This is a genomic window from Candidatus Thorarchaeota archaeon, from assembly GCA_013388835.1.
In the GTDB taxonomy this organism is placed as follows: domain Archaea; phylum Asgardarchaeota; class Thorarchaeia; order Thorarchaeales; family Thorarchaeaceae; genus JACAEL01.
The window spans coordinates 66,512-79,644 of record JACAEL010000018.1 but is presented as its reverse complement, the minus strand read 5'-3'; the positions used below and the strand labels follow the sequence as shown (position 1 = coordinate 79,644).

General features: G+C 55.2%; 10 protein-coding genes. 3 read left to right on the top strand and 7 right to left on the bottom strand.

The window, feature by feature from the left end:
* Window positions 1–24 precede the first annotated feature (24 nt).
* On the bottom strand, window positions 25–1,470 hold the full coding sequence (locus HXY34_03825) for an MFS transporter (protein NWF95250.1): 1,446 nt from the start codon (window positions 1,468–1,470) through the stop codon (window positions 25–27).
* A 568-nt stretch (window positions 1,471–2,038) separates the two neighbouring features.
* On the opposite strand from HXY34_03825, the gene HXY34_03820 reads away from it, so the two are divergent.
* The gene (locus HXY34_03820) at window positions 2,039–2,755 is read left to right on the top strand and encodes a formate dehydrogenase accessory sulfurtransferase FdhD (protein ID NWF95249.1); all 717 of its coding nucleotides are present in this window, start codon (window positions 2,039–2,041) and stop codon (window positions 2,753–2,755) included.
* Between the two features lie 35 nt (window positions 2,756–2,790).
* Here the strand turns inward: HXY34_03820 and HXY34_03815 are convergent, their stop codons facing one another.
* From HXY34_03815 to HXY34_03790, 6 genes are all read right to left on the bottom strand, one after another.
* Complete coding sequence (locus HXY34_03815) at window positions 2,791–4,170, bottom strand: TldD/PmbA family protein (GenBank protein ID NWF95248.1); 1,380 nt, start codon at window positions 4,168–4,170, stop codon at window positions 2,791–2,793.
* The gene (locus HXY34_03810; protein ID NWF95247.1) at window positions 4,167–5,606 is read right to left on the bottom strand and encodes a TldD/PmbA family protein; all 1,440 of its coding nucleotides are present in this window, start codon (window positions 5,604–5,606) and stop codon (window positions 4,167–4,169) included. The genes HXY34_03815 and HXY34_03810 overlap by 4 nt, the downstream gene beginning before the upstream one ends.
* Before the next feature lie 169 nt (window positions 5,607–5,775).
* On the bottom strand, window positions 5,776–6,666 hold the full coding sequence (locus HXY34_03805; GenBank protein NWF95246.1) for an ABC transporter permease: 891 nt from the start codon (window positions 6,664–6,666) through the stop codon (window positions 5,776–5,778).
* A complete protein-coding gene (locus HXY34_03800; protein ID NWF95245.1) occupies window positions 6,667–7,566 on the bottom strand; it encodes an ABC transporter permease in 900 nt (299 codons plus the stop codon).
* The gene (locus tag HXY34_03795) at window positions 7,566–8,636 is read right to left on the bottom strand and encodes an ABC transporter ATP-binding protein (GenBank protein NWF95244.1); all 1,071 of its coding nucleotides are present in this window, start codon (window positions 8,634–8,636) and stop codon (window positions 7,566–7,568) included. The genes HXY34_03800 and HXY34_03795 overlap by 1 nt, the downstream gene beginning before the upstream one ends.
* Before the next feature lie 342 nt (window positions 8,637–8,978).
* A complete protein-coding gene (locus tag HXY34_03790) occupies window positions 8,979–9,314 on the bottom strand; it encodes a hypothetical protein (GenBank protein ID NWF95243.1) in 336 nt (111 codons plus the stop codon).
* Window positions 9,315–9,728: 414 nt separating this feature from the next.
* Between HXY34_03790 and HXY34_03785 the strand changes: the two genes are divergently transcribed.
* Both HXY34_03785 and HXY34_03780 read left to right on the top strand, forming a co-directional pair.
* On the top strand, window positions 9,729–10,640 hold the full coding sequence (locus tag HXY34_03785; GenBank protein ID NWF95242.1) for a DMT family transporter: 912 nt from the start codon (window positions 9,729–9,731) through the stop codon (window positions 10,638–10,640).
* A 377-nt stretch (window positions 10,641–11,017) separates the two neighbouring features.
* A complete protein-coding gene (locus tag HXY34_03780) occupies window positions 11,018–13,075 on the top strand; it encodes a hypothetical protein (GenBank protein ID NWF95241.1) in 2,058 nt (685 codons plus the stop codon).
* Window positions 13,076–13,133: the final 58 nt, after the last annotated feature.

Below are 13,133 nucleotides of genomic sequence, written 5' to 3'. Positions count from 1 at the left end.
TCGAGAGCCTGTTCTTGCTCGACCCTATGCCTCGCCTGTCCTGCTGCTATCAGACTGCGGTCTGCGACGCTCGATCTCGGCAGGATTCAGTCCTCTGAGCGATGATATGACTATAGCAACGGCGACAAGTATGCAGAACGTCAGAATGGTCCACGACAGACCGGTACCATAGGCCTCGAAGAACTGCAACGATTGGCTGAGGCCCAAGAAGTACATTGTGAATACCGCCGACGTCATCGCTGTACCAGCTGAGAACCCTGCAGTCCTTGAGATGTTTGTTAGTGCGCTCACCACTCCCATGTAGTTCCTAGGAGCCGAGGTCATTAGTGAGTTGCCGTTCGAGACGCTGAAGACTGAGAGTCCAGTGCCCATGACAATGACCCCAGCGACCATGAGTGGTAGGTTCGGCACGGCGAGGGCAATGATGACAAGTCCTACAATCTCGAGACCGAGACCGAGGCCGCTCTGTATCCGTGTGTCAATCCTCTCGGAGAGGAGTCCCGCCAATGGGCCTGTTACTGATATCGTGATTGGATGAACAGTGAGGAAGAGACCGGTCTGGCTCTGTGTGAGGTCCATGGCTTCCTGTAGCCACAGAGGAATGAGCAGCGACACTGGTACAAGTGCCATGTATGACAAGATGGATGACACGATTCCTGTTGAGATTCTGCGGTCCACGAGTACGCTCACAGGTATTATTGGGCTGGAGAAACCCCTCTCTCTCAGAATGAAGACGACAGAGACCGTAAGTCCCGCGGCAAGGTGAATCAGTGACTGAATCACGCTGACACTGGAGGATACCGAGATTGCATGGATGAAGATGAGTAGTGCGAGAAAGAAGAGGACTGCGCCAACCGAGTCGAACCTCACCTCGTGTACCCGCTCTGTCTCAGGAATCACCCTGGCGACAACAAGAAACCCAATCGCCCCCAATGGCAGGTTGATGAGGAATATGCTCGGCCACCCGAAGTTCTGTGAGAGAATGCCTCCAATCACCGGGCCCAGACCAAGGGCTGCCGCAAGAACGACCGAGTTCATTCCGATAGCTCTTCCGCGATTCTCGTTGGTCGTGAAGTAGGTGACAATCGCCAGTCCATTGGCCGCCATCATGCTTGCTCCCACAGCCTGAAGCCCTCTGCATGTCACAAGCACGACAAGGGATGGCGACAGAGCGCATGCGAGTGACCCGCCGACGAATACGGCCATGCCTGCCTGGAACACCCTCTTCTTTCCGAATCGGTCCCCAAACTTCCCGGTCAGAGGCATGGATGACGTGAGTATCAGCAGATAGGCAAGCACGACCCACTGTATCTCGAGCAGCCCGACCCCAAATGAGACCTCCATGGTTGCCAACGAGACATTCACTATCGAGGAATCCATTGCGCTGAGAAGGACCCCAAAGCTTGTCGCTGCCACGAGTCTGTAAGGCCCCGGGGCGGCGATGTGGGTTCTTGACGATACTTGCTGCATTCAGCCGAATCCCTGCTGTTCTGACTCCGACAAGACCTCGCAGATATGAGCGTATCCCTGTGGGTGTTGGGCGTTGGCTCTGACCTGTTGTTGTCTTTCACATTTGTACACAGTCACAGTGATGGGCCATGCGAAGGGGTTGGCAGCAGCTGCACGGAAGTTGGGCGGTCTTGGTTAGACATCGCTGCGTGGTGCATATATACCTCCGTGCGGGAAAGGAGAGCCCGAGGTCGGTTCGACACCTCATGAGACCTCTTCTCGAGGAGTGACCCTTCCCAGTGCCGTCTCCTGGGAGTGACAAGACTCCTGTGTCAAACTCTGTCCAACTAAGAATGAACGATGCACAGACACAACGATGAGATTCCTTTCTGTCAACTTGTCCAGGACATACTGCCATCCACTTATCAGACTGGATGTTGTGTTGTGGATGTTGTATTCAAATGGCGTCCAGTAAGTGCCGCTGTTAAGTTGATATCGACCGGGCTCCACCCCGATCACATCTGGTCTGGCCGAATGGCGTCCAGAGTGATGTAGCCTCGGTCGGACTTGTGGCAAGGCTGAGAAAGGTATGAGCGACCTACACTCGAGTCTCTACAGGAGAGTACTGGTCCAGAGGATAGTTGGTGCGAACCGAGCCACGATGGAAGAGACCGTGGCAGTAGAGTCCATGACAGAGGTGTTTCTCAACGAGAGGCGGGTATCGGTACTGGTGCACAGCCCTGGTCTTGAGGATGAACTCGTGCTGGGGCATCTGCTGTCTGAGGGTCTGGTCCCGTCAGTCAGCTGTGTCTCGTCCCTCCGGATGGATGCGAACACATGTCACGTCACTACTATCGATGCACCGTCCGAGTCTTTGGCAGACGACCGATGGGCATCATCGCTGCGACGAGAGTACCTCTTCTCTCTCAGGAAGTCTGCTATTCGTCGACAGACGCTGCACAAGGAGACGGGAGGTGCACACTTTGCAGTCGTGGCGAACCCCGCCAATGCTGAAGTGGTCTTCGTGGAGGACATCAGTAGGCACAGTGCGGTGGACAAGGCCATCGGTACGGCACTCAGGGCCCGTTGGTGTCTGTCACACTCATTGCTTCTGTCCTCCGGCAGAGTCACACATGACATTCTGAACAAGGCCGTTCGTACGCGAGTCCCCTGTGTGGTCTCACTGGCGGTGGCATCAGATGCAGCCATAGGTCTTGCAGCCGCCAGTGGTGTCACGCTGATTGGGAAGCTGTCTGATGAGGGCTTCTGGCTCTACCACGAAGGTGGTACGAGAATAGAAGACTGAGGTCTCACGCTGCTGCCTGAGACCTCGTTCATATCCTACTTGGTTGCAGTGGTGATTCTGCAGTCGGCGATTCTCATGGCTGGGATGACGGTCGGCGTGCTGACCTCCCACCAGTACACTTGCTTGCGCTCCTTTCCGAGGGCTGTGATGTTGGCCAGCATCCGCAGCTGATTGTCGCTGATGCGGATGTTCTTGATGGGCTTCATGTCTCCATGTTCGATGAGGAAGATGGCGTCCCGCGGGATTGTGGAGAAGTCAGTGGTCTGGTGATTCTGCCATCTGGTATACCAGTTCGACATCACGTATATGGTTCGTCTGTTACTCTCAAGCAGCTCCTCCAGAGAATGGTCGCCAGCCTCGAAGACAATGTTGCTGTCGTTTGGAAGCAGCATGCTTGCTCCATGTCCGATACCCACCACAGCAGAGTTGCCTGTCGACACAGTATCGAACATTCGTGCGGTGGTCGTGTTGTGAATGAAACCCTTCAAGACCCCCTTGTCGAAGACCAGTGTCTTTCTGGTTGGCGTCCCCTCGAAGTCGTAGGCTCTGCTTGCCAGTCCTCCCGGGAAGTGCGGGTCCTCTGCCGCCGTGACGAAGTCAGGTGCCATCTTCTGTCCTATCCTGTCCCCCAGCGGGGACATTCCGATGAGGACCATGAACGGGTTGGCAGTACCGACAATCTGGCCAATCACGTTCGCCGCCACAGTCGGGCTCATCACCACATCGTATGTTCCCGAGTCTCCCTGTCTTGCTCCTCGGGCCTGCTTGGAGAGCCTTCCCGCTTGGGCACCCGCCTCGCGCATCTCCTTCTCTGCCCTTGTGGGCATAGTGCCACAGCTCAGGCCTTGACCCGAGTAGTCGAGTTCTTCTTGGAATGCTCTCACGTTCAGGTCATATGAGGTCTCACGATGTGTGCCGGATGGACCCAGCGAGGATCGCATCACACTGACGGTCTTTCCGAAGGCCAGTGCGCCTGCCACTCGCTTGGCACCTTCGGTGAGCGCAGCATCAATCGCGCTCGAGATGATGCCCGGTGCCTTCTCCGTGAAGTCGTCTATCCGGTCGTCCACTCTCATCTCGAGCTGGGAGTAGGATGAGACCCTGTCCTCGACCCCCTGATAGAACATGGAGTCTGGAAGTCTCTTCGAGAAGTCGATGGTCTCGTCAACAAGACGACGCACATCATCAGCCGAGCTCACAGCGACCGACGTGATGCTCGTCTTCTTTCCATCAATGTCCACGAAGAGATTCATCTTTGTCTCGTCCCATCTGGTGACGACGTCAACTGCGTTTTGTGAGAACCTTATCTGCGAGGTCCTGGTGTGGACCACTTCGGCTATCGCTGCCTTGGACCTGGACTTGGCACGGTCCAGAGCAGCATCTACAAGAACCAGTAGCATGTCTTCTCCTGTCACTGACCTATCCCTCCCAAGCGAACATTTCTAATCCGTACTTCGGGACCACCTGCGAAGACCGGCACTCCCTGCATCGGGTCCCCTTTGCCACATGTGCCTGCGAACTGCAGATCCATGGTCTTGGACACCGCATCAATGGAACTGAGGAGGCCGACGCTGGTCGTCTCGAGTGCAGGAGCCTTCACCATCGTGTCCGTGACCTCACCGTCTCTGATCAGGTAGGCTTCAAGACCAGTGTACTTGCTCTGGAACCTTCTGTCATCGATGTTCCACTCTGCAAAGCTCTTCATGTATATTCCCAGCTTGATGCCTTCGACTAGCTCTTCGAATGAGTGGTCGCCCGGTTCAAAGAATGTGTTGGCCATCCTCACAATGGGCTCGCGGTTGAAGCTTGCTGCCCTAGCCGCACCATTTGAGCCCTTTCCAAACCTTGTGCCATACTCTCTGTTCAGTAGTGGTTCGTTTGCCACGCCGTTCTTGATGAGATGTCGACGTCTGGCCTTCACGCCTTCATCGTCATAAAGGTAGAAGCCGGCCGTGTTGGGTATCGTGGGGTCCTCCGACACACTCACGACTTCTGACCCTATCCTTGACTCACCCAACCTGAGGTCTCTCCAGAAACTCTCGCCAGCCTGTGCTCCCTCTCGGCCCATGATCCGATCCCCTTCACTCGGGTGTCCGACGTTCTCGTGCGCAATGATGCCCACGACTTCCGGCCCAACGACCATGTCGATTGGGTTGTCCAAGAGCTCCTTCATTCCACGAGCCCTCTGAGCAACCTTGTTCAGGCGCTCAATCTCGTCTCCAAGCTTCTCGAGAACCCGTCCCTCCTTGATTCTCTCCCAGCCACCGCTCTGAGTGAGATCCAGTACACGCTGTTCGGTGCCTGTCTCACCCTTTGCAGCCATGATGTAGAGGGACATGATGTATGACTGATGCCCCTCTATCCTTGTCCCCTCGCTAGTGACAAGGTACTTCTGGATGTCCATCGGGTTGAAGACCATAGTAAACATGGCAAGACCCTTGGCTATTGCATTCGCATCCTTGATTGTCATTATCACTGTATCGTTGTCCACATCAAGCAGACTCTGCTTGATACCCACAGACCACTTTGCTTGATGCGACAAAGCCTCTCCCAGTCCTATTGGTGTCCTTCTCGAGGCATTCTTGGCCATCTTGAACGCCTCCCTGACTGTCTCCTCGGCCAAGTCTCGCTGCAATCGGTCGAAGGATGCGAAGCCCATGCCGCCATTGACGAGAAGCCTGACCCCTATCCCTGAGGTCGGACTTGAGCCGCCAGCAATCGGGTCTCCGTTCCTGTAGACGAAACCCCGAGCAAGTGTCTTCAGGTACCTCGCCTCGACATAACTGGCGCCGAGACCGCGTCCGAACTCGACACAGTGCTCAGCCAGGTCCTTTCCATCCATTGTCATCATCTCTTCCCTCTTGACTTTGGGATGGCATCTCTCAGTCGGTCGGGCTTATCTGTCTAGCGAACGAGACGGTGCGCAGAATTGTGCGGATGGAACGGAGCCTGTGACCGTGAGTCAGTGGAATACGCGTTCAACGTGTGGACGCCCACGAAGCGAGTTGAGCAGCTCGCGGTCAGAACTGGTCCCAGGCGCCCCTCTTCCTGACATATCGCTCCGTGTACCTGTACATCATCGCTCCTAGGAAGATGAAGATGATGTCAAGGACTAACAGACTCGTGACAACCTGCACTACGCCAGCATAGGCAAGTCCGTCAAGCAGGAAACCCCTAAAGCCCTCGACGCTCCAAGTGAGAGGACTCGCCTGTGAGACGTACTGGAGAATGGGCGGTAAGACCGCGATTGGATACGACAACGGCGCGACGAGCAGAAGCGTGCTCGAGATGAACTCGACTATCATCCAGCCCTGCTTGGCGAAGAGAACAATGCAGGTTATTGCGAAGACCACTCCCTGAAGACCAATGATGGCGAGGGCGATTATCCCCAACGCCGGGAGGACTCCCCATGCATTGATGGTGACTCCGAAGAAGACCACTGCGGCCCCCATCTGGAGTATGACCCCCAGCCCTCCGTGCTGAAGATTGTGCAGCATGGACCCCCAGACGAGAGTGTGCGTGTGCATGGGTGTGGTCATCAGGGTCTCAAGCGTGCCTGTGTTCTGTTCTCGCCGCAGGCTCATTCCGGTCCCCCACATCATCGAGATAGTGAGACCCGTTATGGCAGTGCCCACTGCAACGAAACTGATCCAGTCACGCGTTCCCACCAGACTCTCCAGATACGAAGACTCGGGTCCACCCGCGACTGCCGTCCCCGCAATGAGCAAAGGTATGAACCAGATGAATGGCATCACTATGAACCACAGCACACTCAGGGGATAGCTCAACTCGACTTGCCATACCCTGATTGCTATGGCATTCGCAGCCCTTATCTCAGCTCTGAGCCCTCTGCGGTTCCACATCCTCCGAAAGGTCTCAGAGGTCTCAGCCAGCACACTCTCTTCTGTCATCTAGAAGTCCCCCATGCTGCCTCTGTCTTTGACCCATCTCTCGGCGTAGTTGAACGAGACCAGACCGAGTCCCCAGAATGTGAGAATCACCAACAGCAGAAGTGCCACAGACTGGAGAAACGAGAACAGCTCGAACACCCCATTGATAGCAAGCTCGCGGACAGTGACGATTGCAATTGTGGATGGCACCAGGTAAGCTGCGAATCTGACCGATGGTGGCAGTGCCTGAACAGGATAGGTGACCGGTGAAAGGACGAAGAGCGTGTTGGCCACGAGCTCGGACAGGACACTGGGGTCCTTGAACACCATTATGAGCCCTGCCAGCAGGAAGCTGAACCCGTAGAGCGCAAGGACCATCAGTGTCATGATGACGACTATTGGCGCTATCATCGTGATGACGTAGCTCACCCCAAACAGGAAAGACGAGAAGACAAGCAGCATCATTGCCGACATCGTACACTGCACGGTGTCCGCCAGTGCAGCACCCACCAGGATGCTCATTCTCGGGACTGGGGTGACAAACAGCGGTTCGAGTGTACCTGAGAACTGTTCCCAACGGAAGTTGTTTCCAATTGACCATACGCTTCGCTCAACATACTGGTAGACGAACCAGCCAATCACAGCGAACCGGACAAAGTCGTTGAAGCCTGAGACCTCCTGGAAGTTCGTACTTGTCCCCGGTCCTGCAATGGCCGTCATCATGAGAATGTAGGGTGCAAGCCACATGATTGGCAGGAAACCCCAGACTATCCAGTTGGTGGGGTATCTGAAAGCAATCCTCAGATTCTTCTCAGCAAATATCCTCGTGGCTCTCCAGTCGAGGAGGTGAGGTTCAAAGGCTGACAACTGTGATGTGCTGGCAGTCAGGGTTTCTCCTGATGTCTCCTGAGCAGTCTCCATCAGTCCTCAATCCTCCTCCCGGTGAGGTGCAGGAAGACATCGTCCAGCGTTGGCTCCTTGACCTCAAAGTGCTCAACCTTGACTCCCGGTACTTCACGCATGAAGTTGAGCAGCCGGTGTGCCAACTCATATCCGTCGTGAGAGGTCACCACAATCTCGGAGCTTCCGTCATGCGTCCGTATCGACGCTGACATGACGGACTCCATCCTCTTGATCTGCTCTATGTCTGGTGTGCCCACTACTCTGAGGTGAACACTGTCGTAGTCCCTTACTGCTTCCTTGAGCTCTCTTGGAGTGCCGAAGGACTTGAGCTCCCCCTCATTGATGAGTGCAATCTTGTCGCACAGCATGTCGGCCTCATGCATGTAGTGCGTCGTCAGCAGTATGGTTCGGTCGCGTAGCTTGTCCCTCACATACTGGCGCAGGTCGGTGGCGAAGGTCGGGTCCAGTCCCTGTGTGGGCTCGTCCAAGAGCAGAATTGGCGGGTCGTGAAGCAGTGCTCGTGCAAAGACTATCTTCATCCGCATGCCATGGGACAGGTCCTCGGCCTTGTCGTCCGCCTTGTCCAGTAGCCCCATCGTGCCCAGCAGTTCATCGGCGCGCTCTCTGGCCTCTGAGTGAGTCATGCGATAGAGTTTGCCGAAGAAGATGAGGTTCTCGCGAGCGGACAGCTTCCAGTATATGCTCCGCTCGTTACCTTGGCAGACACCGATCAGCGACCTTACATAAGACGAGTCCTTGACCACGTCGTACCCCATCAGTCTGGCCGAACCTGAAGTGGGGAGGACGAGTGTGGCGAGAATCTTGATGAGTGTGGTCTTGCCTGCTCCGTTCGGACCCAGTAGACCGTAAGTCTGCCCCTTGGGGATATCGAGCGAGAATGACTTCAGCGCCTCGACCTTCTTTCTCTCCACTGGAATGATGATTGCCCTTCTTCTGACAGACTCGAAGGTCTTTGACAGATTCATTATCTCTACGGTTGCATTGCCCAACTCGGTATCCTCCAACAGGGGAAGCCATGAGATGAGGCTGGTTATCAGTTGCGCCAGACATGCCCGGCATAGAATCATGATTCTCTCTGTAGCCGAGTAGAAGAAACATGCCGTTGATCACAAGCAGCTATGGACTGGAGTCATGGACGCATGAGGCGGCTGGGCCGGGCATGGATATAAGGCTTCTCAACGAATCACTGATGGCGGTCTCAAGCATGCCCTCCGAGTGAGTCTGAAGCATATGCTGACCGTTGTGGTTCTCTACGGCTTCTCAAACACGAGGACGTAGCGCATGATGTTCCCTGACTCTCGACGAGAGGCTAGATCTACAGAGTCGGCCTGAGACATACCGAGCTGGAACTCGTCAACGTGCTGCCCGTACCGGTTGACCCGAAGGAGAGCAGGAGGCAATTTCCGCCACTAGGAGAACTGGCTCTTGACTGCTGCGGTGTTCAGCATCAAGAGAGTCACCACGCTGAGGAACTCTCCGACGATGAGAAACTCAAGTCCTGCGAACAGGTAGAGGACTATGCCTGCAATGCAGAGGATATTGGCGTAGTTCCAGTATTCCATTCTCCTCGTCTTCAGATTCATCGCAACAAGAATCGCAAAGATGGCCAGTAATGCACCAATCGCTGACAGGGCGTCACCCGATATGTAGAGCCCCACAGCTGCGGACGCGAGACCGTTGATCGCATTCAGTACAAGCAGTAGTGTGACCCCAAGAAGTGGATTCCCTTGTCTTGTATCGCTCATTCTTCTCACCCAGATTCGAGTCCAACATGGACCTTCCGATGTACTGGTTACCTCTCATTGTACTCCTCTCGTTATGAACATGCTGGGACCGTTGAAGTAGCATAGGAAACGCTGACGGGTGGGACCTCCGGATTGCAGTGCAATGTCATAGCTGCCAACAGCTGTCAGACCTTGTCGAATCCGATTGGTTCTCAGGTCCTGAATTGGAGAGAGCGCCAGACTTCGGAGGTCAGAGTACTGGTACACAATGTTAGGTAGGTGGATTAGATTGGAAGTGCAGACAAGTCTGCCGCCTCAATGAAACCGGAGTTTCGTCCGACAAGTCCTGTCTTGTGGAACCGTCACTATTCACATGTGAGTATCCAGTTTCCCAATGCCATAAGCTCATAATGGTGTCTGCTGACCTCGACACCCATGCAGGCCACACCGGAGTTCTATTTGGGTGTCTTGTCGGGTGTGTTTGGTTCTGCCCTCTACGCCATCTCAGTCGTGGTGTACAGAGGTCAGCGCGAGTCGATAAGACCCCTTGACATAAGTTCAGTGAAGATGTGGACCGCTCTCCCACTCATGGTCCTGCTGGTGCTCGCGGGTGTGGGGCAGTCTCCTGAACTCTTCCCCGTGGAGACCGTGTTACTACTCTCGCTGTCCATCCTTCTGGGTGCTGTCATCGGGGACACTCTGTATCTTGTGAGTCAGGAACGCATAGGCGTCTCATATGCGTTCCCGGTTGCGATGTCATTTCCAATCCTGACTTACTTTCTGACCGTCGCCTTCTTGGGCGAGCCTCTGATAGTCCTCCGGCTTGTGGGTGCTTGCGTGGCCGTACTCTGGGTAATCATCCTCTCCAGAGAACAGAACAGCCACCCCGCGGACCCGTCCCCTGCCTCGAAGAGACGACTAGACGTCCTCGGGCTGAGCCTGGCAATCCTGACCGCAGTCCTGTATGCAGTGGGGACAACGATTCTTCAGGTGGGCGTCAAAGATGTGGATCCAATAGGTGCGAATCTTGTCAGAGTGGGCGTGGGCTCGGCCGCTTTCGTTCCCCTCTCCTTCGCCGCCCACTGGAGAGGTATGATGTCACCGTCGAAGCATGCGGTCCTCATCGTCGCCATCTCAGGATTCTTCGGAATGGGTATCGGCTCGATTCTGTATGTCTATGCTGTGAAGTTCGCCGGGGCCGCGGTCTCTTCTGTCATTGCCTCCAGCGCTCCTCTCTTTGCGCTGCCTGTGTCTGTCCTCGCTCTGAAGGAACAGGTCTCACGCATCGCCGCTCTTGGAGTCGTAGCGACGGTGGCAGGTGTACTCATGGTGGTACTAGGGGGCTAGATGTAGTCGCGGTTGGACCAAGTGGCCCAACCCCGCTGGAGGAGAAGAGAGACAAAAAAGGAACGGCGTCGGCGAGCTGTCCGGGAGATAGACGTCATTGCTGTGCGGAGTCGTTGTTGGTCGAAGTCATGTCTATCGCCGACGCACAGAATGCACTTGCACCCAATCCCTAATATACTTTATCGGTTGCTATTATCATCTATGATGAATGACCGACTGCTCTGACCATGTCATATATATGAATTGTCACATGCAATGTGCACATGCGACCGGCCGCTGTCTCTGTCGTGATCATCCTGCTGTCTCTTGCTACTCCCGTGAGCAATGGTGTCACTGACTCTGAAATGTCATCTCACGCGGACATGGAGCTGGCTGCTATGGACAATGTTGTTCGCAACTGGACGATCGACATTGTTCTCGTGAACTATGATGAGGATGTCATAAACGAGACACTTCTCACAGCGCTCTTCCCAACTCAGCGCGTCAAGTCGACAGTCCATGCGACCATGATCTACAACATTGAGTACGAGGTCATGTATGCAGACCAGTCCTATTATGAAGCGCTGCGAAGTGTGGCGATAGCTCACTCACAGGTTGGTGATTCGACTGGGACCGCTCTTGACGCCGATGCATTGCGTTACCAGAGACAGCATCCGGACCAGCCACAGACTGTATTTCACTCGAGAGGTGGACGCTCAATCGATGCGGATGCGGTTGAGAGCTGGCTGATAGCAAACCCGGCTGTCGAACCACCCGGGCTCGGCTACATCTTGTACATACTGAACTTCACGGAGTTCGACACTCCGGACCATGTGACTGAACACTGGTATGACTATCACCCTGCAGACCCTGACACTAATCAGCCACAGACTTGGTTCCGCCTGGAGTGGGACAATGCTCTGAATCCGAACGTGATGCTTGAGTACCCCGGGTTCGGAGGGAAGCAGGGGAACATCTACGTGCTTGACCCATCGGCGGACCAGTGGTACCTGAAGTGGGCCTCCATCTGGTGGGATGACTCATCGCCGCCAGCGCACACTTGGAACGACCTTGATGAGTACGCCTCAACGCTAGACTTGGAAACCACCACTGGAAAGAACCTGCTTACAGTGTATGTTGCCAACTACGCCTCGGACATCATCAACTACCTCCTCATGCCTTACCAGCACTATCCAACCGCCTACGTCAACAGTGGCCTACTAAGAGCGCTGGTGTTCGCAATGGATGTCTCAAGCGGGGTCTCAGTCAACAGCCTCAGATGGGTGACCAGTGCTCAGAGGCAGAAGGCCCATCTCACCGAGCTTCTACCCTTCATACCGTGGACTGTGCAGGTGGACTTCGTGAACATAGACAATGAGCCGGAGTGGAAGGACCTGTTCTGGGACTACTCGTATGTCGACGAGGGCGTGACATGGTGCGATGGGTACGGTATGTTCGACGCAATCTATGATCAGATGCGACCAGACTACGTGAACACACTCAGCAAAGACATCAACGTCTTTGGGGTCGTGTTCATCAAGAAGAACATGGTGATGTACACTCCTAGCGGGACCTTTACTGGTCTCGGCGGTGGCGGTCAGACCGTCATCTGGAAGAGCTGGGAACGGTACTACTTCGCGGACGGAGTCACACCGAAGTCAGGAATATCCTCGGTCCAGCTGCATGAGACCATGCATGCCATCGGCATCATGCACACCTGGAACTACAACCACTATGTCGGTGACTTTTGCTCCAGCCCAATGACGTACTATGGATACTACAACGGGACGTCAGTCTACGACCGGAACTGGGTGCAGTGCACCTACCTTGATCAGATGGAGTCATTGTACTATCAGGCCTTCAGTCGTCGTTGGCAGAGCGTTGAGGACGGTGCGAATGAGCGGACTCTCCGCCTGAGGGATGCAGTCATTGGTGCGTTCACTGAGGCTAGGGCACTCTACAACCAGATGGACTGGATGGGATGCTACAGGTCGCTACTTCTCGCTGACGAGCTGGGGACGCATCTTGACGACACACTGACAGACAACACCCCCCCGGTCATCGAATCGTGGGAGGTCTCGCCGGACACCTACAATGCTTCGTCCGACTACAACGTCACGGCGGTTGTGCTTGACTCTGGTTCTGGTGTGATGAATGTCACTGCGGTGCTTCTCGCTAACGGCTCTGAGACACAGTATCCATGCACACGCGATGGCGCACGCTGGAGTACAAGAGTCCCCCGGTTCACTGCCAACACGTCGCAGCCTGTCACTATCAGATTCCTCGCCATGGACAATGCTCTCAACCTTGCCGAGTCGGTGCCGCACGACTTGATAACCGGCTCCGGCCCGAGTCCTATCTGGTGGATTCTCGAGCCGCCTGTGGTCGCTCTGACAGCCGGAGTGGGAGCAGTCGCGGTTGTGCTGTTGGTCGCCCGGCGTAGACATGTCCTCTAGGCTCTAATGTGCACTGGAGCTGCACTGGCGTTGGACAGCCCTGGACGCATACAGCTTG